A 20,233-nucleotide genomic window follows, 5' to 3' on the forward strand; every position below is an offset into this window, starting at 1 on the left:
CCTCCTATTTTTCACTTATTCTATTAAAGAATCTCGAATACGCCAGCTGCACCCATGCCTCCGCCGATACACATCGTGACTACTCCGAATTGCTTACCTTGACGTTTTAGTTCATGAATCATTTTCAATGTTAAAATTGATCCTGTCGCACCAAGTGGATGCCCCAGTGCAATAGCACCTCCATTGACATTCACTTTATTGATGTCGATTCCTAAATGACGGATCACTTGAATAGATTGCGATGCAAATGCTTCGTTTAATTCCCACAAATCGATGTCTTCAATTGAAAGACCCGCCAATTTCAACGCTTTGGGAATCGCGACAATCGGTCCGATCCCCATAACTTCCGGTGGAACCCCGCCAACTGCAAATGAGCGGAATTTAGCAAGTGGCTTCAGCCCTTGCGCTTCAGCAACTTCGCGGTCCATGACAAGAACAGCACCTGCTCCATCAGATGTTTGAGATGCATTTCCTGCTGTCACAGTTCCACGTGCGTTGAATGCCGGACGAAGTTTTGCCAGTGTTTCCATGTTCGTGCCTACTCGAACACCTTCATCCATTTCAAACATGAATTTCTTTTCCTGTGGCTTGTTTTTATCATCAATAAATCGTTTCAGTACTTCTACCGGTACAATTTCATCGTTATATTTACCTGCTGAAATCGCTGCTGCCGCAAGCTCATGGGAGCGCACAGCAAATGCATCCTGGTCTTCTCGGGTAATGCCATACTTCACCGCCACTTGTTCAGCTGTATGCCCCATACCCATATAATACTGAGGCGCTGTTTCCGCAAGTGCTGCGTTAGGACGAATTGTATTACCCATCATCGGAACCATACTCATCGACTCAACGCCACCTGCAATGATTGCTTCCGAGTGACCAAGCATAATTCGTTCTGCTGCATAGGCGATTGATTGAAGACCAGAAGAACAGAAGCGGTTAATTGTAATCGCTGGTGTTGTATCTGGAAGTCCTGCTAATGCACCAATATTTCGGGCAACGTTCATTCCTTGTTCCGCTTCAGGCATTGCACATCCTAAAATCAAATCGTCGATTGGACCATCATAGCCGCCCGCTCTTTTTAATGTTTCTTTTACAACCAATGCACCAAAGTCATCTGGTCTCACTGTTGCAAGGGAGCCTTTTTTCGCTTTCCCTACAGGTGTTCTGGCACCTGCTACAATCACTGCTTCGCGCATAAGTTCTCCTCCTCATTGCCGTTTCGTTCTATTAGTTACGAAGTGGCTTTCCTTTCAATAACATGTGCTGCATTCTCGCTTGCGATTTTGGTTCAGCTACTAAACTCAAAAATGCTTCACGTTCTAAATCAAGCAAATATTGTTCATCGACCAATGTACCGTAAGGCACTTTTCCACCAGCTATTACGTAAGCTAATTTTTTCGCGATCTTCAAGTCGTGCTCGCTAATGAAACCTGAAAGGAACATTCCTTCAGCACCCAATAATAACGTTGCATAACCAGATTCACCTGTTACCGGTACTTTTTCTCGAAGAGGTGCTTTGTAATTGTTTTCATATAGTGATAGTGCAACTTGTTTCGCATCATATAGTAAGTGATCAGCATTTACACTCACACCATCTGCAAAGCTTAGGAAGTTATTTTCACGAGCTTCTTCGCCAGATGTGGATACTTTTGCCATTGCAATCGTTTCAAACACTTTGTTTGCCACGTATTGATAATCAACATGCACACCCGTTGGCAAGCCTTTTAGGTGTTTCATATACAACTCTTTGTTTCCTCCGCCGCCAGGAATGAGTCCAACTCCCGCTTCCACTAATCCCATATACGTTTCATGAGATGCTTGAATGTGTGCAGCCGGAAGGCAGGCTTCAGCCCCACCGCCAAGTGTCATGCCAAATGGCGCTGCCACTACAGGCTTAGTGCAATACTTTATTTTCATCATTGCATTTTGGAACGAACGAACCACAAAATCCAGTTCGAATATATTGTCGTCTTGTGCTTCCATCAGAATCATGCCAAGGTTTGCTCCTACGCAGAAGTTTTTCCCCTGGTTACCTATGACAAGACCTTTAAAGTTTTTCTCCACTTCATCAACTGCAAAGTTAATCATTTGAATAATATCGAGCCCAATTGCATTTGATTGTGAATGGAATTCCAGTAAGGCAATACCATCACCTAAATCTATTAAACTAGCACCAGAATTTTTCTTAATTACTCCATGTTTTTTCTTGTAACGTTTTAAGTTAATGACTTTTTCATTTGTTGGCACCAATGAATAGTCTTCGCCATTGAAGAAATACAAATCTCCGTTGTCTTCTTTATAGAAGGAATCGAATCCTTGATCAAGCAAGCTTTGAACGAAAGCTGGTATTTCCATGCCTTCCTCAGTCATTTTATCGATGGATTCTTTTACGCCTATGGCATCCCATACTTCAAATGGACCTTGTTCCCATCCGAAGCCCCATTTCATTGCACTATCGATTGCTACTATATCATCTGCGATTTCACCATGAAGTTTTGCGGAATAAGTCAATGTCGGTGCTAAAATGCTCCAGAGCAATTCACCTGTTCGGTCTTTAGCATAGGTTAATGTCTTCACTTTCGCAGCAAGACCTTTTTGTTGTTTCGCCATTTCCAATGAAGGCGTTTTCAACTTTTTGACTGGTTCGTATTCCATTGTTTCCGAATTCAATTCAAGAATTTCTTTCCCTTTTTTCAGGAAGAATCCTTGACCAGATTTTGCACCTAACCAGCCGTTTTCAAGCATATTAGTAATTAAGGTTGGCAATTCGAACACTTTTTGTTCTTCACCAGTAGTCTGATCGTAAACATTTTTTGCAACGTGACCAAACGTATCCAACCCAACCACATCAAGTGTACGGAATGTTGCTGATTTGGGACGACCGATAACTGGACCCGTAACAGAATCCACTTCACCAACTGAGTATCCTCTTGAGAGCATTTCACGTAGTGTCACAAGAAGGCCATACGTACCAATACGGTTCGCGATAAAGTTTGGTGTGTCTTTTGCAAGTACTACACCTTTTCCTAAACGGTTCTCACCGAATGTTTGCATGAATTCTACAACTTCAGGAAGCGTTGTTTGCGCTGGAATTACTTCCAGTAATTTTAAATAGCGTGGTGGATTGAAGAAATGTGTCCCAAGAAAATGTTTTTGGAAATCTTCACTGCGTCCTTCAGCCATTGCATTAATACTGATACCCGATGTATTTGAACTGATAATTGTTCCTGGCTTGCGAACAGTGTCTATTTTCTCGTAAAGGCCTTTTTTAATGTCCAGATTCTCAACAATTACTTCAATAATCCAATCCACATCTTTTAACTTATCCAAGTCGTCTTCCAGATTTCCTGCTGTCAATAATGAAAGATTTTTCTTAGACGAGAGTGGTGCGGGCTTTTGTTTTAGAAGTTTCTCTAATGCACCTTGAGCGATTTGATTACGAGCCTTTAAATTTGTTTTGTCCTCTTCTTTTAAATCGCGAGGTACCATGTCAAGCAACAAAGTTGGAATTCCGATATTTGCTAAGTGAGCTGCGATTCCTGAACCCATAACACCAGAACCCAGAACAGCCGCTTTTTTTATTTGATAAGTCACGTGCAAAGCCTCCTTCATATTTTGTTGAATGAATACTCATTCATTTTTTTGTGAAAAAAAATAGAAACAACCTCTATGACTTTTAGTTTATTCCATTTTCAATTTTTTCGCAATATTTAAATGATGAGAAATAAATGAAATTTTACCAGCTCATTTCCCTTCATACTCAGTGTCTATTTATACTATGATTGGTTTCTTATATGTATGCCACGCCACGATAAAAGAAAATAACGGACTGTGTATATAAAATCAATTCCTCCTCACACTAAAAAAGAAAAGGAGGATTTAACAGATGAATTTATTTTCACAACCAAAAGAACAGCCAGCCATGTTTCCTGAACCCCCAAAAATGGTATCTACCAAAGATTTCAGCTACCTCACAGATATGATGTCGTGGAATTTATTAGCGGCTAAAAAAATGAATTGGGCAGCTGAAAACTGCCAACTTCCAGATTTAAAAAAGGAATTTGAAGCAGCTGAACAAATGCACAGTAACCATTATGACGAGATCCTGAAACTGTTGAAACAAAGTGAAGGAGGTTCTGTTTCATGAATCAGCAAACAGTAAAAAATCCAGAAACACCTTTTGCCGAAACTCCCCAACTAAATGATCGTGATATCTTAAATGATGCCCTTTCTACCGAAAAATATTTATGTAATGCCTATGCAACCGCGATGCATGAAGCAAGCCATGATGCATTATATCAAATCATTTTTACTCAATTGAGAGATACATCAAAACAACAACGCAGTCTTTACGATTTAATGTTTAAGCATGGGTGGTATACATTAACACCTGCAGATGCTCAGGAAATTCAGCAAAAGACACAACAATTCCAAGGATACAAACAACAACTGCAGTAATGAAACAATTTGCTATCCGCAAGAAGTGAAACGGTGTAAACTGTTCCTATAGAAGTCAAGGAGGAACAGAAAATGAAATCTATTACTACACCTGAACAATTTAACGACATTATTTCTTCAAATAATGAAGTCATCGTGAAATTCACTGCTGGATGGTGCCCAGATTGTACACGTATGGACATGTTCATTGATCCAATTATTGAAGAATACAATCAGTATACTTGGTACGAAGTGAACCGCGATGAACTCCCTGAAATTGCCGAAAAGTATGATGTAATGGGTATTCCAAGCTTATTGATTTATAAGGATAGCGAAAAGAAAGCTCATTTACACAGCGCAAACGCAAAATCACCTGAGCAAGTAACTGAATTTCTGCAGAGCCAAAAAGGATAGACAAATTGTCTATCCTTTTTTCTTTGTAAAATAACAAAAAGATTATGCTATACTAAATGAAAACATTCACTGAGGTGTAAAATGACACAAGAACTTGAGTTGCAACAACTGAGAGACAAAGTAAAATACTATGAAAATATTATTAATAACATGTCTGCCCCAGTGATTCCTTCTGTCGTGCCAAGTACAATATTAATTCCGATTGCCGGGTACATGTTTAAAGAACGCTTTAATATGATTCAAACTAAAGCTCTTCAATATGCAGGAAACCATCGCGAGACAGAACGTGCAATCTTTGATTTCACCGGCGTTACTGTGGAAGACGTTGCATCATTTGACTACAATGATTTGGCAACTGAGATTTTCCAACTGAACAACTCACTTAAACTCATGGGTATTCGTCCGATTTATGTTGGATTTAATCCTCGATTTGTTAGGGAAATTGTTCATGCTGGTATTCAAGTTGAAATTGAAACGTATGTGAGTTTCCGCGCAGCTCTACAACGGTTATTAAAAGAAAACAACCAATCGCTACACTCTCTTGGGTGAACGATTGGTTGTTTTTTATTGTTCCTTAACCATAAATACTTGGGAAATAGCCGTATGTTCAAAACCGCTCTCCAAAAGATAATTCACCACATTGCCATCACCTGTCATAAAGTTGTAGGTAGATCGGCTGACAGGTTGATCGTATTCAAGTGCATGTGCCAAAAGAAGATTAGTATCATGGTGTTCATATCCGGATGCAACTTGGAATAATGTAATGCCTTCTGGAGTTTGATTATAAATGCTTCGCTTCCGAATCAAACACGCTGCTTTCAATTCCCCTTCTTTTACTAATGCTACTACTTCCCCACCAATCTTCGGGGTCATACTCTCTGCAGTTTGCCAAGGTACGATAGAAGGAAACAAGTCTGCTCCAATTGCATGAAAGGCTGGAAATCTTTCAATTTCATAATTCCCCAATTCGGGAAGTTGGTCGATCAGTTTTCCGGATCCTGATAAGAATAGGAGTTTGTCCTTAATTTCATATCCACATTTTTCGTATAACTTGATGGCCGGCTCGTTTTCAGAAAGTGCCTCTAAAGTTGAAACGGCTACTTCATTTTCTAATAGAATGCCCTCTGCTTCGTTCATTAACATAGCACCTACACCTTTGCCACGGTATTCAGGAATAATACCCGTACCACCATTCCAGGATATTTTCACCCCGTTATTTTCTCTTATTCCTTGTAAAATGAATCCAATCAGTCTATCGCCATCAAAAGCTACAACTGACAATTCCACCGACAAACCTTCCATACCAAATCGCCCAATAAATTGTTCCATTGTTAGATTCATAGGGATAAGATATCCCTCAAAACCTTTATTGAACAATGCAAGTGCATCCTCAAAACTTACATGCGACAATCGTTTATACGTAATATTCATCTGTCTATCTCCTTTTTAAGAACGTTACAAAATTCATCCGAACCACTTTATGCTGAATCCCAAGCGAACATTCTTACTAATAATTCAATCTATTCATATTGTATTTTTTCATTGGAAACAAGTCTACTATTGGGAGAAACATTTTAATATTTTCCAACATCTTATTACTTGATAATCACTTAAATATACTTTACATTTGAATTAGTTCTTTTTTGTAATAATTATAAATAAGGAGTCGATATGATGAAAAAGCTAACAACGAACCAGGGTGTACCGATTGGAGATAATCAAAATTCCCGCACAGCTGGCCAACGTGGTCCCACATTAATCGAGGACTATCAATTAATTGAGAAATTAGCACATTTTGACCGTGAACGTGTCCCTGAACGAGTGGTTCATGCTCGTGGAGCTGCTGCCCACGGTACATTCGTCGTCAAAAACAGTATGAAAAAATATACGAGAGCTGCTTTCTTACAGAATGAAGGACAAGAAACGCCAGTATTTACTCGATTCTCTACCGTAATTCACGGGCTTCATTCACCAGAAACTGCACGCGATCCACGTGGATTCTCTGTGAAGTTCTATACAGAAGAAGGAAATTACGATTTTGTAGGAAATAATTTGCCTGTATTCTTTATCCGAGATGCAATCAAATTTCCAGATGTCATTCATTCTTTAAAACCTGATCCACGTACGAACCTTCAGGATGCAGCTCGTCTGTTTGATTTTATGGGTCTGTCCCCTGAATCTACAAATATGTTAATTCATTTATTTACGGATGAAGGAATTCCGCAAGATTACCGTCACCTTCGTGGCTCTTCGGTTCACTCATTTAAATGGATTAATGCTGAAGGCAAAACAACGTATATAAAACTTCGCTGGGTTCCTAAACAAGGTGTGAAGAATTTATCAATCGAAGAAGCAGCAGAACAGCAAGGAAAAGACTTCAGTCATGCAACACGCGACTTGTATGAAGCAATCGAACGTGGAGATTATCCGGAATGGGATTTATACGTTCAAACATTAAAACCTGAGGATATGGATAACTTTGATTTCGATCCACTCGATGCAACGAAGGATTGGTTAGAAAAAGATTTCCCTTATGAGTTGGTTGGTACGATGACATTAAACCGTAACGTGGATAACTTCTTTGCAGAGACAGAGTCTGTTGGATTTAATCCAGGTGTACTTGTTCCTGGTATATTGCCATCTGAAGATAAAATGTTACAGGGACGCTTGTTCTCTTATTCTGATACACAACGCTACCGTATTGGTGCAAACTATTTACAATTACCAGTTAATGCACCAAAATGTCCTTTCGCAAATAACCAACGCGATGGTGCAATGCCATTTGGTCAACAAATGTCACGTGTCAACTATGAGCCAAACAGCTTTGATTCTGAACCGAAAGAAGCACCTGAATTCAAAGAAGTTGATCAGCCAATTACGGGGGTAGCAGGAAAAAATCATATCGAGAAAACAAATAATTTCGGTCAAGCGGGCGAAATCTACCGTAGTTATGATGAGTCTACAAAACAAGCGCTCATTAAAAACTTACTGGATCAATTCTCGACCATCCAAAATCGTGACATCGTTGGTCGCGCAATTGCAAACTTCCACCGTGCCGATGATTCACTAGGACATGCGCTTGCAGAAGGTGCAAACGTTGATGTTCATCAATACTTATAAGTTGCTAGATAACTAGAATGTAAGTTTGCCAAGTTCAGTGGCAAAGAAAGCGTTAAATTTTACAGAAAAAGAGTTTTTCCTTACTGTTAAAACAACAGACGGAAAAACTCTTTTTTTCAATGAGGTGAAAATATGCGTATTCAATTAGAATTACAAGGTCTTTCTCAATATGATCATTCGATTAATACAAAGTATCAGCCATCTGCTTGCGGGCCTGTTACAGCAATGACAATATTGCGTTATTGGATGCCAAATTCCTGCCCCTATGATGTGAATCGATTGTACCGATTACTGGGAAGTACTCGAATTGGGTTATTTACATGGCGTTTAAAACGGAATTTACGGATACTACTTGGACCTGCGTGGGAAGTTGATATCTGTGCATTAGAAGAAGCAATAATGGAATTACGTGCAGGTCGACCTGTTGCGTGTAAATTTGACCGTTACTTTTCTTTTCACTGGTTTGGCTCCTATGATTTTGCTTATCATTGGGTCCCACTTATCGGTTTTGAAGAAAAAGAAAACGGCTTGACGCTTATCATCCACGATAATGGTGGAAGAAACCGCGCCAGCCGGATTCGAGAAATTTCATATAAAAAGAATCAAGATATAGTAACGTTTGTAAAAATAACTCCTCGTGTTACGACGATTGAATAACAGCCAATGCTCGTTTAAGTGATGAATAGCTCCCGATCCGTCCAAAATCGAGTCCCAAATGAACAAGCGTCTGGGCTATGATTGGGGAAATTCCACTTACCGTCCCTTTTACGCCAAGAAGGGCGAGTGAATCGAGGAGATTGAATAATTGTTGGGCCACAAAAGTATCGATTGTCTGTACACCTGATAGGTCTATAATTAAATGCTTGATTTGTAATCGAGATGCTTCTGATAAAGCTCGTTCATGCAAGACACGTGAACGTTCTTCATTCATCGTTCCAATTAAGGGCAGTACGGCAATATCATCATTGATTGATACAACCGGAACAGATAGTTCAACCACCATTTGCTGAGAAAAAGCCAATTGCTCTTTATCATGCCTTACAAACGGCACACTGAAGAAATAAACAACATCGTTAATTGAACGATCCAACACATCGATAACATCATAGAGTTCATTTGCTGTCAGTTGAAGTTTCTGAGCTTCATACTTTATGAGACTCCCGATTGTATTACGATAATGAGGTACTTCGCGAAGCATCATATCAATCGTAATTTGTTGCATTCTTGCTGTCGATGATCCAGCCTTTTCCCCCCACTCCTTTAAAACTAATACTCGTTGATCTTCGCTTAACCCTAAGCAGGCACCATATAATTCAACTAACTCAATACGGAGTGGAAATAAATCTTGTTCAAAGCGCAGCAACTCTGGATATCGCGCATTTTGTTCGTTTGTAATGACACTTGCCAATTCTTTGGATTGGGCTAAAATACAGTCTTTCATATACATCAGATGCGAACTTGAATTCATATTATCGTTTCCTCCAAATTAAAAATTAAATCGTATATAAGGTTCGAGCATACCGACTTGTGATGCCGTATCCTGCTTCCTCCAGTTGTTGTAACAATTGCTGACTGTATGATGGAACAATTAATTGATCCAGCTCAATCGGCAATTCCATTTCACAATGGATCGTTGCCAGTTTTTTTGACAACTGCAACATGTCCATACTTTCTTGAATCTTCTTCTGTTGACCAGGCTTCAACTCATGTAACGATTCAATGACACCTTCCACTGAACCATAGGTTTGAATGAGTTGCAAAGCACTTTTCGGCCCGATTCCTTTAACGCCCGGATACCCATCACTTGAATCTCCCATAAATGCTTTCACATCTGCAAAAACAGATGGCTCAATTTGATACTCTTCTACAAACCGTTCATATGTATATTCGTCATAGATTGTATATCCTTTTTTAGTAAAAGCGATTTTCGTTGTTGGTGTAAGCAATTGCAATAAATCTTTATCGCCACTGACGATTGTGATATTCGCTTCATCTTGCCATTTGCATGCCATGGAGCCTATCAAATCATCCGCTTCCATCCCTATTTCCCCGAAGTTCTTCCACCCGAGCATTTCTGAAATATTCTTTGCCATATCAAATTGAGGAAGCATTTCTTCAGGTGGTGCAGGTCGATTGGATTTGTATCCATCAAATAAATCATTGCGGAACGTGTGCATCCCCATATCCCAACAAATGGCCATATGCGTAGGCTGCATGATTTGTTTCGCACTCAAAACATGACGGGCAAAACCTTGTACACCATTGGTTGGTACACCTTGATCATTCCTAAAATATTGCCCAAACACAGATGTTGCAAAAAACGAGCGGAATAATAGAGCCATTCCGTCGACTAATAAAATATGAGGTTTCTGATTGATTTCCATTATTTCTCCTCTTTCTGCCACTCTTGTGTAGCATCAATCCATAAAATGAATTTTTTAATGACGTCATTTAGATATATCATGGTTTTTTCATCTGTAAGTGTTCCTTTTTCATTGAATTTCGAAGTTGCTTGTCCAATTAAAATTTCATTTCCAGGGAGTGTTAATGCTTGATGTCCTGGTGAATTCAAAATTAATCGCAAGTGATTTTGAGCACGGGATGTCCCTACTTCCCCAATAGAACAGCCCATAATCAGAACCGGTTTTTTCACAAAAACCTTCTCTTTTCTAGAAAGCCAGTCCAAAGCATTTTTCAGAGCACCAGGCACTGAATGGTTATATTCAGGCGTCGCAATCAGCACGCCGTCAGATTGCTGTATTTGTAGGATGGCTTTTTTCACCTGCTCTGGTACCTCAGCTTCGGTATCTTCATTAAACAAAGGGAAATCATGTATAGCGACAAACTCCATCTTAATCTCAATCTTGTATGTCTCTTTTATATATTCAAGCAACTTCCGGTTAATTGATTCTTTCCGTAAACTTCCAGCAATTAAAGCGAATGTTTTCATCGGAATCTCTCCTTTTAAATATCTTGTTTCAGTATAACAAATGCAGATACACCTGTACGAAAAGTCTGCAGCCTAAACCAGGTAAAAATATTATCATTCTCTGAATATGAGTATAGATTATTTTCCTGAAGCCTATTCTAAGAAGAGTTGGTTGAGCAAAGGAGGGGAAAGAATATGTTCAAAAAAAGGGTCAAGCATTCTGAAGTGAAGAACAAATCATCTGCTAAAAATCAAGAAAATCTCAAAGATGAAAAAGACAGTTTGGAGCAAAAAGAAAACATGATTCCCTCTTTTTCAAAAGATTACATTCAAGCTATTAAAGATTCCACCAATAGCCCCTCTGATTTAGTTGTTAAAACAATTGCTCCAAACCTTACTGTTACTTACATAGCTAGTTTAGTGGATAGTCGAACCCTAAAAGAACAGGTTATCCCGGACCTTTTACTAAAAAAGTACGAATCACCTGAAAGTCTTAAATACTCACTTCGTATACCTGAGGTGGATTTAGATGAACGACTGGATCATTCCGTTTTATCCATGTATAACGGTACTGTACTAATTCACATAAATGGCTTTTCTCAGGTCATATTAGTGAAAATCACAACAGTAGTGTCCCGTGCTTTGGGTGCACCTCAAAATGAATCCCAAGTAGTAGGTGCTCAGGTAGGTTTCACCGAGAGCCTCTCTACGAATGAATCTCTCATCCGAAGATATATTAAAAATCCAGAACTTTGTAATGAGAAGTTTACTGTTGGCAAGCAAACGAATACAACTATTGCCTTTTTATACATGAAAGGCATTGCTTCAGAGGAAATGGTCAATACGCTCCGGCAAAGAATTTCCGACTTGAAATTGGATTCCTTATTGGATAGTGCGGCTCTTGCTGAATTGATTGATGACAATTCTTTATCACCATTTCCACAGATGTTACTTACCGAGAGGCCGGATAGGTTTTGCGATGGATTACTGAATGGAAAATTGGGATTGCTCGTGGACGGAAGCTCAATGTCTATAATTTGCCCTCATGCATTTATTGAGTTCTTTCAAAGCAGAGAAGATCAGAACCTGCGATGGCCGATTGCATCATTCCTACGTCTTTTAAGATTCGCTGCGGTATTCTTATCCATTTATTTGACGCCGTTATATGTAGCTGCCCTGACTTTCCATTATGAAGTCATCCCGCAATCATTGTTAGTTCCATTGAGTGAATCAAGGGCCTTGGTACCTTTCCCTCCAATCGTTGAAGCATTGCTTCTCGAACTGATTATTGAATTACTAAGAGAAGCAGGGGCTAGATTACCAACAAAAGTTGGTCAGACAATCGGTATCGTAGGAGGTATCGTGATAGGTACTGCTGCCGTGCAAGCTGGTATCACGAGTAATATTTTAATTATTATTGTTGCACTTAGTGCATTGGCTTCTTTTACGACACCAAGCTATATGATGGGTAACGTAATTCGTGTTGTTCGTTTTCCTTTGATTCTCTTAGCGGGCTTTTGGGGCTTTTATGGCATTATGCTCGGTTTTTGCTTTATCCTGATTCATCTGATCCGTCAATCAAGTTTAGGTGCACCATACACAGCTCCCTTCTATCCACCAAGATTTATCGATTGGCGCGACAGTATTATCAGGTTGCCCCTGCCATTCACTTACAAAAGGCCGTCCATTGCAAGACCACAGAATAAAGATAAATACCAGCCAGAACCATTAAATCCAGAAAAAAGTTGAACTGAAGGTGATTTGATTGAAGAATTCCATACAAGTAAAAAACCAAGAGATGATCAATGCTTTTCTACTTTTTTTTGTGATTCATACGACTCAAATCGGTGTTGGTATCCATGGCTTTCAACGGGTTATTTATCAGGATGCAAAACATGATGCTTGGATTTCTGTTCTGCTTATTGGAATTGCCACTCATATTATTGCCATTTTCATGATTAAGACGTTGGAAATCTACGGATCAAATGATTTATATGGGATACACCAAGACATTTTTGGGAAATGGTTCGGTAATTTCTTGAATTTCATATATATCTTTTATTGTGCTACTGCATTTTTCTCTGTATTAAGAAATTATATTGAAGTGGTCCAAACGTGGGTATTTCCGAATTTGAGTACATGGTTTATCTCAGCTACTTTGCTGTTAATCGTCATGTATGCATGTACAGGAGGATTGCGAGTAATAGTTGGGGTCTCATTTTTCAGTTTTGTGCTAGCCATTTGGCTTTTACCCATGTTGGTTTTTCCACTGCAATTTAGTACAGCACGAAGTTTATTACCCGTAATGGAATCTGATGTAATTGGTATATTAAAAGGCGCACAATCCATGACATTCACCATTGTGGGGTTCGAAATATTAAATGTAATTTATCCATTCATAAAGGATAAACATAACGTCAAAAAGCATGTGCACTTTGGACTATTAGCCACAACGTTCATCTATCTTTGTGTCATATTGGTATCCATCACATACTTCAGTGCCGATCAATTAAACAAATCAATTTGGGCTACTTTGTCCTTATTCAGCATCGTCAGATTTCCATTTATCGAACGCTTTGAGTATATTGCTGTTTGCTTTTGGATGTTGATTATCTTACCCAACCTATGTTTCTACCTTTGGGCTGCTTACCGGGGAAGTATAAGAATAGTAAAAATTAGTTCTTCCTCATTTATTTGGCTTTTTTCTATTGTTATCTTCATGCTTTCTTTATCCATTGAAACTCGAACGGAAATCAATGCGGTTAATACTTATTTTTCTAAAGTAGGATTTTATCTGATTTTTGTATACCCTATCCTCTTATACATTCTTGCTATTTCAAAAAAGAAACTTAGGACTCATAAGGAGAAAAAGCAATGAAAAAACTAAAGCTCAGCATCATTGTTCTTTCTGTTTTCTTCATATTGATTGGTTGTGCAGAACAGAAATTACTTGAACAAATTGGATTGACGACCCTACTCGGTTACGATTTGAATGATGAAGATAAGTTGTCTACAACAGCAGTTATTCGCCAGGTGAATCCAGAATTTCAAAGTGATGTGGTCATCATTACAGCTGTGAACGATACAGCCCGTGGTGCACGGGCAGAAATCAATAAAAAAACATCAAAAAAAATCATGTCAGGTCAGATGCGAGTGGTCTTATTTGGTGAAGAATTAGCGAACAATGGCATTGGTCATTATATTGATACTCTTTTAAAAAATTCCGACACGAGTGGTAGCTTGTTTATAGCACTTGCTGAAGGGGAAACAAAGTCGTTGCTTGAATATCAATATCAAGATATAGATGATATTGGAACACATATATTTAAAATGTTAGAACAAAACATTAAAAGTGAACAGATGATTTCATCCAACCTGCATGAAGTAGCACACGATTATTACTCACCAGGAAGGGACATAGCGATCCCTATCATTAAACGTGAGAAAGAAATTGTAGAAATTTCAGGTGTGGCCTTATTTAACAAGGGGAAAATGGTTGGGAAGATATCTTCTAAAGATAGTTTTTACGTAAAATTAAGTAGAGACCTTTATGAATCCGCCATGTTTGAAACGACCATTCCTAAAGATTCCTTACCTGTTTCCCAAACGAAGGATTCTCAGGACAGAATTCCAGTTGTGATTGATACAATCCATACCAAAAAAGAAGTAAAACTAATTAATCCACAGACGGCGGAATTTGATATGAACCTCACCATTAATGGTCGATTATTGGAAATAGAAGCAAATATGGATTTGGATAATCCACAAAATGTAAAGAGATTGGAAAAGGAAATAGGAAAAAGCATATCCCAAGACCTTGCAAAAGTACTTGGCTATTGTCAGGAAGTTGATTCTGATGTATTCGGTTTAGGTGAATATTACAGAAGTTCCGTCAGACATTCTAACATCACACATGAGAAGTGGCACGAGATGTACAAAGAAGCCAAAGTGAATATCAAAGTAGATTTTACAATTCTAAGAAGTGGGATATTTGAATAACACCATACACAATTAATCTTATCCCACTGTTTTTACTGCTCTCCATTTTTGGTTTTTTGTCCAATCATGACCGAAATAAATTCGAAAAAAAACTGGTTATAATCGATATCAAATGCAATCCGATGCTTTTTCGTTTCATTGTCAATTTCATTTTCTTTATTTCTGTAAGCGATGCTTTGCCCTCGTTCTGCTCCTTCTAAATTCTGTACAATTCCGACCGTCTCATTTCCATAAGTAAATATTCCAGGTTGAATAGTTGCCATTAGAGTCAGCACATCATGTAAAGGGCCTCCACTAAGAGACGGATTTCGCTTTTTATAAAAGTCTGTATAGAATTCCATTAAAGGTTTGATGATTTTAGCTTTACCAAATTGGTCAATATAATCGACCATTTCAGGTGTAACGATGGCCTTTTGCGTTGCATTCAAAGGTATGATGGTGACATTTTTGGCGTAAGCAAGAACAATTTTAACTGCGACTGGATCTGCGTGGAAGTTCGCTTCAGCAACAGTCGTTACATTACCAGGAATCCAAAAAGCACCGCCCATAATATAGTATTCCCGAACAGAATTCATCAAGTCTTTATATAAGATAAACATTGTAGCAAGCGATGTGAGTCGTCCTACATTCACAATGACCAACTCATCATGATGTTTTTCTATTATTTTCACGATCTCATAAAAGTTTTCAACGACTTGCACATTATTAGGAATAATGGGCCCAAGTCCATGCTCTCCATGGATTTCAGGATAAAAAGTTGGTTGCTCGCCAGTTAAAGGAACATCCGCACCTAAAATAACAGGAATATCTTTTGGGAAATCAAACAAATTAAATATATAGTGAATATTTTCTATTGCATCTTCTCTTGAAACATTTCCGTATTCTGCAACAACACCAACTATTTCTATTTCGTCATGTAAGTACGCATAAATCAAGGCAATCGTATCATCAATTCCGATATCACCAAAAAACAACACTTTCTTCACCTTAACCCTCCATTTATCAAATTTAGGGACTTTTTGACAGTCAGGTCTTTTTATATACGCTCTACATTTTTCACATAGACCATGTTAATTCAAAAGATATTGCAGAAAATTTTTTCACGATAAAAAGTAGATGAAATTTATGAAATAAAGCTTGTCTAATGGTTCATTTGGGTAATTACTATGTAGGAATTAAAGAATGGAGAATAGAACGATGGATATACATAATGGCTCACTTTTTTGGCCGACTACTTACCCACTTAGGAAACCTTTTGAAGTAAATGAAAGATTGGATTGCTATGATGTCGTGATTGTAGGTGGAGGTATGTCAGGATCTCTTTCTGCACTTGCCCTATCTGAAGCTGGACTAAGTGTAGCAATTCTGGATAAACGACAAATGGCAACAGGCAGCACGATGGCAAACACAGGTCTGCTCCAATACTCGAACGATATTATGCTTTACGAACTGATTGATCAAATTGGTGAACGGGCTGCTGTTCGATTTTATCAGATGTGTTTAGAAGCTGTTAAAGACTTAGAGAACGTAGCAAAGCGTCTACCCATCTCTGCTGATTTTATCGTCCGTCCAAGTATTTGCTATGCAACTACGGAAGAGGATGTTGAAAAAATAAAAGTTGAGTATGAAACATTAAAAAAGCACGGGTTTCCATGTTCATACTGGGAACCTGATGAATTGTCTGCAAATTTATCTTTTACAAAGCCGGGTGCTCTAGTGACCTATGAGGATGCAGAAGTGAATCCATACCGCTTTGTAAATGGGATAATGGATTTGCTTGAAATGAGTGGAACTCATTTATTTGAGTTTGTGGAAGTAACGGATGCCCTGACAGAGAAGGATACGATTACGATTAAGTCTTCCGCAGGTGATTTTATAGCCAAACATGTGATTTACACAACTGGATATGAAACAACTCCAGTCGGAAAAAGGATTGGTGCTGAAATCAACCGTTCGTATGCAATTGTAACGAAACCCATTGAACAGTTTTCACAATGGTATCAACAGGCCCTAATATGGGAAACAGCCAGACCTTATTTATATACTAGAACTACAGCAGACAATCGAATCATCATTGGTGGTTTGGATGAAGAAACTGCTCAAGCACCGAAATCTGATGAACTAATCAATAATCGAGCTGAAAAGTTACTCGATCAACTATGTGAACTCTTTCCTCAATACCAACTTGAAATTGACTATTCGTATGGTGCAACATTCGGTGAATCTATGGATAATCTTCCATTTATCGGACAACATCCTACAAAGAAAAATCAGTATTATTTACTCGGATATGGTGGGAATGGCACCGTTTACAGCATGTTAGGTTCACAAATTTTGCGGGATCTAATTATAAATGGCCATCATCCTGATGCCCATTTAGTACAACTAGATCGAAAATATGGCGTTAAATGAGTGAAAGGCAGTCTCCGTTTTTGGAGATTGCCTTTTGTTGAATTGTTAACGAACTGAGCAATCGCTCAGTCTGACTTTTTGGAGTGGACGTCTGAAAAATTGACGTTCACGTCTGACTTTTGTGGGTTCACGTCTGAAAAATCACGCTTCACGTCTGAAAAGTCAGATATCCCACGTTACTGAACGGATACTGCCTCTTTTTTCGTATAAGTTGATAACGCCGTTTCATTTTTCAAATGAACGCTGATACGTTCGATATCTGTACTGAAAATCCGGTCTTCATCCATCGACGGAACGAACGCTCTGTATTCATTCCACTTATCTTGCAGCAACGGAGACATTTTGTCTTTGCCTCTATATTCCGAACCTTGCAGCGCACAGAAGGCTTCAATTGCTAATACGCGTCGTGCATTTTGAATCATATTTCCAGCGTGTCGAGCACCGATTGTTCCCATGCTCACATGGTCTTCCTGATTGGCCGAAGATGGAATGGAATCAACCGAAGCTGGATGAGCCAGAGTCTTGTTTTCAGATACTAAACTTGCCGCTGCATATTGTAGTATCATGGCCCCTGATTGAAGTCCTGGTTGTGGACTTAGGAACGGTGGTAATCCTTCGTTTAACTGTGGATTTACTAATCGTTCGATTCGGCGTTCCGAAACATTCGCAAGCTCCGCCACTGCCAATTTCAGAAAGTCCATCGCAAAAGCTATCGGCTGTCCGTGGAAGTTTCCCCCTGAAATGATGACTTCCCCATCCTCAAAAATTAATGGGTTATCAGTTGCTGCGTTCATTTCGATTTCTAGCTTCTCTTTCACATAACCAAGCACTTGCCAGCTGGCACCGTGAATTTGCGGAATGCAACGAAGCGAATAAGCATCTTGAACACGTTTTTCACCTTGAGTCGTGACGAGTTGACTCCCTTGCAACCACTCCAGCATTCTACGTGCAACGTCGACTTGTTCTATATAACCACGTGCTTGATGGACGGCTGGATGAAATGCATCAGTAATTCCATGAAGCGCTTCCATTGTCATCGCAGCAATCCACTCACTTTGATAAGCCAAGGTCTCCGCTTCCAACCAGTTCACTACACCTTGAGCTGTCATGGCTTGGGTTCCATTGATTAGCGCTAAACCTTCTTTCGCTTCTAACACAAGTGGTTCAATTCCTCTATTCCCCCATACTTCATGAGCTGGAATTTGCTGCCCTTCATGCCAGACAAACCCTTCACCAATCAATACAAGTGCCAAATGAGACAATGGAGCTAAATCGCCGGATGCTCCAAGAGATCCTTGGGATGGAATAACTGGATGAATGGAATGGTTGACCATATAAGCCAGGCGCTCTAACACTTCAACTCGAATACCAGAAACTCCTTTCAATAATGCATTCAATCGCAATACGACCATTGCACGGGACACTCGCTCTTCAAATGGTTCACCAATTCCACATGCATGTGAGCGAATTAAATGAAGTTGTAGTGCGTGCACATCTTCTTCATTAATGCTTACATCACTGAACTTACCAAATCCCGTATTAATGCCATAAACTGTTTTCCCTTCGCGGACGATTCGCTCAACCGCTTCTCGACTTTTTTGAACTCTTGTTAGTGCATTAGAATCAAGATTTATTGTTTCATTCTGAAATAGAATGGATCGCATTTCTTCTAGATTTAAGTTATCACCTGTCAATAAAATCATCATAAACACCCCTCTACATCGAGTATATGTGTGCCTATAATGAACTGCAATTACTATTTTCCAAATTCTAACAAGATACAGTGGTAGTGTACTATCTTAATAAAGTGTTAAAATGGAGAATATTCACATTTTTAAAGGAGGAATTGAAATGGAATGGTCCACAATGTTTCATTATCATAAATGGGCGACACAAAAATTATTGAATCATGTCGGTTCACAAGAAGCATCGATCTATCACAAAGAAGCAAAAAATTCATTTCCGTCCATTAGTGAAACTTACTCACATACCATCAGTGTTGATTATTTATGGTTCAAGCGTTTAACTGGTATTGAAAAACCGGAATGGAAACAATTCGATGTCAGTTCCGTTGAATCGACTAAAAAAGCTTTCGCAGATTTACACGAAGAAATGGAACAATTTTTCTCGACGCTATCAGAAGAACAGTGGAAAGAAACGTTGAATTTCACCAATATAAAAGGTGCTCCGTTTTCCAATAAACGAGACGAAATGTTCTTTACGTTTATCAACCATTCTTCGTATCATCGCGGGCAAGTGACTTCATTCCTAAGGGAGTTTGACCTGGAAGGAATTCCGGTAGACTTTATTTATTTTGCAAAAGAAATTCAAAGCTAATTATGGAGGTTTTCCTGTTGTCTTTTCCTGTACTAGAATCCGAAAGACTATTATTAATCGACTTAAATCAAACCCATGCTGTCCATCTGTTCAATCAGTTCTCTCGTGAAGATGTCACCCGGTATTATGGAATGGACCCCCTCACAACATTGGAACAAGCAGAGAAAATGATTGCGAATATGAATAACGGCTACTCTGAAAAACGGTCTGCTCGTTGGGGTATTCAAATCAAAGAAACGGGAGAATTAGCTGGAACAATTGGCTTGAACAATCTTCAGCTTTGGAGCAAAAAGTGTGAAGTTGGTTATGATTTGCATCCTAACTATTGGGGTAAGGGGTATGTACATGAAGCACTTGAAAAAGTATTGTCACATTGCTTTGAGACACTTGAACTATCCCGAGTTGGTGCCTTTACCTTTCCCGATAATGAAGCTTCGTGGAAGCTGTTGCTGAAATCTGGGTTTGTAAAAGAAGGATTACTAAGAAATTACCTATACCAGGGTGGAGAAAATCACGATGCTTTTGTGTTTTCCATAACAAAAGAAGACTGGAATCAACATCATTCATAATCAGAAAAAGAGG

General features: G+C 38.9%; 20 protein-coding genes. 12 read left to right on the forward strand and 8 right to left on the reverse strand.

Annotated features, from left to right (window positions below; translation table 11 throughout):
• Window positions 1-23: 23 nt before the first annotated feature.
• Together ACQKEV_RS11810 and ACQKEV_RS11815 are read right to left on the reverse strand one after the other, a co-directional pair.
• Window positions 24-1,199, reverse strand: coding sequence for an acetyl-CoA C-acetyltransferase (locus tag ACQKEV_RS11810; protein WP_427446328.1), 1,176 nt, complete (start codon window positions 1,197-1,199; stop codon window positions 24-26).
• Window positions 1,200-1,230: 31 nt separating this feature from the next.
• Window positions 1,231-3,597, reverse strand: coding sequence for a 3-hydroxyacyl-CoA dehydrogenase/enoyl-CoA hydratase family protein (locus tag ACQKEV_RS11815; RefSeq protein ID WP_427446330.1), 2,367 nt, complete (start codon window positions 3,595-3,597; stop codon window positions 1,231-1,233).
• Window positions 3,598-3,889: 292 nt separating this feature from the next.
• On the opposite strand from ACQKEV_RS11815, the gene ACQKEV_RS11820 reads away from it, so the two are divergent.
• The 4 genes from ACQKEV_RS11820 (at window position 3,890) to ACQKEV_RS11835 (ending at window position 5,403) form a co-directional block, all read left to right on the forward strand.
• Complete coding sequence (locus tag ACQKEV_RS11820) at window positions 3,890-4,150, forward strand: hypothetical protein (RefSeq protein WP_424471867.1); 261 nt, start codon at window positions 3,890-3,892, stop codon at window positions 4,148-4,150.
• A complete protein-coding gene (locus tag ACQKEV_RS11825) occupies window positions 4,147-4,461 on the forward strand; it encodes a spore coat protein (RefSeq protein ID WP_427446331.1) in 315 nt (104 codons plus the stop codon). Before ACQKEV_RS11820 ends, ACQKEV_RS11825 begins: the two co-directional genes overlap by 4 nt.
• A 72-nt stretch (window positions 4,462-4,533) precedes the next feature.
• Window positions 4,534-4,854, forward strand: a complete 321-nt coding sequence (locus ACQKEV_RS11830) for a thioredoxin family protein (protein WP_427446333.1) — start codon at window positions 4,534-4,536, stop codon at window positions 4,852-4,854.
• A gap of 81 nt (window positions 4,855-4,935) precedes the next feature.
• Complete coding sequence (locus ACQKEV_RS11835; protein ID WP_427446334.1) at window positions 4,936-5,403, forward strand: STAS domain-containing protein; 468 nt, start codon at window positions 4,936-4,938, stop codon at window positions 5,401-5,403.
• A gap of 15 nt (window positions 5,404-5,418) precedes the next feature.
• Here the strand turns inward: ACQKEV_RS11835 and ACQKEV_RS11840 are convergent, their stop codons facing one another.
• The gene (locus tag ACQKEV_RS11840; protein ID WP_427446336.1) at window positions 5,419-6,285 is read right to left on the reverse strand and encodes a GNAT family N-acetyltransferase; all 867 of its coding nucleotides are present in this window, start codon (window positions 6,283-6,285) and stop codon (window positions 5,419-5,421) included.
• A 243-nt stretch (window positions 6,286-6,528) separates the two neighbouring features.
• On the opposite strand from ACQKEV_RS11840, the gene ACQKEV_RS11845 reads away from it, so the two are divergent.
• Both ACQKEV_RS11845 and ACQKEV_RS11850 read left to right on the forward strand, forming a co-directional pair.
• A complete protein-coding gene (locus ACQKEV_RS11845) occupies window positions 6,529-7,974 on the forward strand; it encodes a catalase (RefSeq protein ID WP_427446338.1) in 1,446 nt (481 codons plus the stop codon).
• 132 nt (window positions 7,975-8,106) lie between these two features.
• Entirely contained in the window at window positions 8,107-8,631 is a 525-nt protein-coding gene (locus ACQKEV_RS11850) for a hypothetical protein (RefSeq protein WP_427446340.1), read from the forward strand.
• Here the strand turns inward: ACQKEV_RS11850 and ACQKEV_RS11855 are convergent.
• The 3 genes from ACQKEV_RS11855 to ACQKEV_RS11865 are packed head-to-tail and all read right to left on the reverse strand — an operon-like array spanning window position 8,615 to window position 10,924.
• The gene (locus tag ACQKEV_RS11855) at window positions 8,615-9,442 is read right to left on the reverse strand and encodes an STAS domain-containing protein (RefSeq protein WP_427446342.1); all 828 of its coding nucleotides are present in this window, start codon (window positions 9,440-9,442) and stop codon (window positions 8,615-8,617) included. The two genes, ACQKEV_RS11850 and ACQKEV_RS11855, sit on opposite strands and share 17 nt — an antisense overlap.
• A 25-nt stretch (window positions 9,443-9,467) precedes the next feature.
• Window positions 9,468-10,358, reverse strand: a complete 891-nt coding sequence (locus ACQKEV_RS11860) for a 5'-3' exonuclease (protein WP_427446344.1) — start codon at window positions 10,356-10,358, stop codon at window positions 9,468-9,470.
• Window positions 10,358-10,924, reverse strand: coding sequence for an NADPH-dependent FMN reductase (locus ACQKEV_RS11865; protein ID WP_427446346.1), 567 nt, complete (start codon window positions 10,922-10,924; stop codon window positions 10,358-10,360). The genes ACQKEV_RS11860 and ACQKEV_RS11865 overlap by 1 nt, the downstream gene beginning before the upstream one ends.
• A gap of 174 nt (window positions 10,925-11,098) precedes the next feature.
• On the opposite strand from ACQKEV_RS11865, the gene ACQKEV_RS11870 reads away from it, so the two are divergent.
• Genes ACQKEV_RS11870 through ACQKEV_RS11880 form a run of 3 tightly spaced genes read left to right on the forward strand, consistent with a single transcriptional unit; the run spans window position 11,099 to window position 14,902 of the window.
• Complete coding sequence (locus ACQKEV_RS11870; RefSeq protein ID WP_427446347.1) at window positions 11,099-12,652, forward strand: spore germination protein; 1,554 nt, start codon at window positions 11,099-11,101, stop codon at window positions 12,650-12,652.
• Window positions 12,653-12,668: 16 nt separating this feature from the next.
• Entirely contained in the window at window positions 12,669-13,781 is a 1,113-nt protein-coding gene (locus ACQKEV_RS11875) for a GerAB/ArcD/ProY family transporter (protein ID WP_427446348.1), read from the forward strand.
• Complete coding sequence (locus ACQKEV_RS11880) at window positions 13,778-14,902, forward strand: Ger(x)C family spore germination protein (protein WP_427446350.1); 1,125 nt, start codon at window positions 13,778-13,780, stop codon at window positions 14,900-14,902. The genes ACQKEV_RS11875 and ACQKEV_RS11880 overlap by 4 nt, the downstream gene beginning before the upstream one ends.
• 32 nt (window positions 14,903-14,934) lie before the next feature.
• Here the strand turns inward: ACQKEV_RS11880 and ACQKEV_RS11885 are convergent, their stop codons facing one another.
• The gene (locus ACQKEV_RS11885; protein ID WP_427446663.1) at window positions 14,935-15,879 is read right to left on the reverse strand and encodes a nucleoside hydrolase; all 945 of its coding nucleotides are present in this window, start codon (window positions 15,877-15,879) and stop codon (window positions 14,935-14,937) included.
• 220 nt (window positions 15,880-16,099) lie between these two features.
• On the opposite strand from ACQKEV_RS11885, the gene ACQKEV_RS11890 reads away from it, so the two are divergent.
• The gene (locus ACQKEV_RS11890) at window positions 16,100-17,314 is read left to right on the forward strand and encodes an NAD(P)/FAD-dependent oxidoreductase (protein WP_427446351.1); all 1,215 of its coding nucleotides are present in this window, start codon (window positions 16,100-16,102) and stop codon (window positions 17,312-17,314) included.
• Window positions 17,315-17,490: 176 nt separating this feature from the next.
• Here ACQKEV_RS11890 and hutH read toward each other — a convergent pair whose 3' ends face one another.
• A complete protein-coding gene (gene hutH / locus ACQKEV_RS11895; RefSeq protein ID WP_427446353.1) occupies window positions 17,491-19,017 on the reverse strand; it encodes a histidine ammonia-lyase in 1,527 nt (508 codons plus the stop codon).
• 148 nt (window positions 19,018-19,165) lie between these two features.
• On the opposite strand from hutH, the gene ACQKEV_RS11900 reads away from it, so the two are divergent.
• Together ACQKEV_RS11900 and ACQKEV_RS11905 are read left to right on the forward strand one after the other, a co-directional pair.
• Complete coding sequence (locus ACQKEV_RS11900) at window positions 19,166-19,651, forward strand: DinB family protein (protein ID WP_427446355.1); 486 nt, start codon at window positions 19,166-19,168, stop codon at window positions 19,649-19,651.
• 17 nt (window positions 19,652-19,668) lie between these two features.
• On the forward strand, window positions 19,669-20,220 hold the full coding sequence (locus ACQKEV_RS11905) for a GNAT family N-acetyltransferase (RefSeq protein ID WP_427446357.1): 552 nt from the start codon (window positions 19,669-19,671) through the stop codon (window positions 20,218-20,220).
• Window positions 20,221-20,233 lie beyond the last annotated feature (13 nt).

Origin of the sequence: Paenisporosarcina sp. NPDC076907 (assembly GCF_050269735.1) — a bacterium.
Classification (GTDB): Bacteria; Bacillota; Bacilli; order Bacillales_A; family Planococcaceae; genus Paenisporosarcina.

Coding starts and splice junctions, on each gene's coding strand:
- ACQKEV_RS11845 (WP_427446338.1), top strand. CDS start 6,529: ATGAAAAAGCTAACAACGAACCAGGGTGTACCGATTGGAGATAATCAA.
- ACQKEV_RS11855 (WP_427446342.1), bottom strand. CDS start 9,442: ATGAATTCAAGTTCGCATCTGATGTATATGAAAGACTGTATTTTAGCC.
- ACQKEV_RS11835 (WP_427446334.1), top strand. CDS start 4,936: ATGACACAAGAACTTGAGTTGCAACAACTGAGAGACAAAGTAAAATAC.
- ACQKEV_RS11880 (WP_427446350.1), top strand. CDS start 13,778: ATGAAAAAACTAAAGCTCAGCATCATTGTTCTTTCTGTTTTCTTCATA.
- hutH (WP_427446353.1), bottom strand. CDS start 19,017: ATGATTTTATTGACAGGTGATAACTTAAATCTAGAAGAAATGCGATCC.
- ACQKEV_RS11840 (WP_427446336.1), bottom strand. CDS start 6,285: ATGAATATTACGTATAAACGATTGTCGCATGTAAGTTTTGAGGATGCA.
- ACQKEV_RS11870 (WP_427446347.1), top strand. CDS start 11,099: ATGTTCAAAAAAAGGGTCAAGCATTCTGAAGTGAAGAACAAATCATCT.
- ACQKEV_RS11890 (WP_427446351.1), top strand. CDS start 16,100: ATGGATATACATAATGGCTCACTTTTTTGGCCGACTACTTACCCACTT.
- ACQKEV_RS11810 (WP_427446328.1), bottom strand. CDS start 1,199: ATGCGCGAAGCAGTGATTGTAGCAGGTGCCAGAACACCTGTAGGGAAA.
- ACQKEV_RS11865 (WP_427446346.1), bottom strand. CDS start 10,924: ATGAAAACATTCGCTTTAATTGCTGGAAGTTTACGGAAAGAATCAATT.
- ACQKEV_RS11830 (WP_427446333.1), top strand. CDS start 4,534: ATGAAATCTATTACTACACCTGAACAATTTAACGACATTATTTCTTCA.
- ACQKEV_RS11850 (WP_427446340.1), top strand. CDS start 8,107: ATGCGTATTCAATTAGAATTACAAGGTCTTTCTCAATATGATCATTCG.
- ACQKEV_RS11820 (WP_424471867.1), top strand. CDS start 3,890: ATGAATTTATTTTCACAACCAAAAGAACAGCCAGCCATGTTTCCTGAA.
- ACQKEV_RS11900 (WP_427446355.1), top strand. CDS start 19,166: ATGGAATGGTCCACAATGTTTCATTATCATAAATGGGCGACACAAAAA.
- ACQKEV_RS11860 (WP_427446344.1), bottom strand. CDS start 10,358: ATGGAAATCAATCAGAAACCTCATATTTTATTAGTCGACGGAATGGCT.
- ACQKEV_RS11825 (WP_427446331.1), top strand. CDS start 4,147: ATGAATCAGCAAACAGTAAAAAATCCAGAAACACCTTTTGCCGAAACT.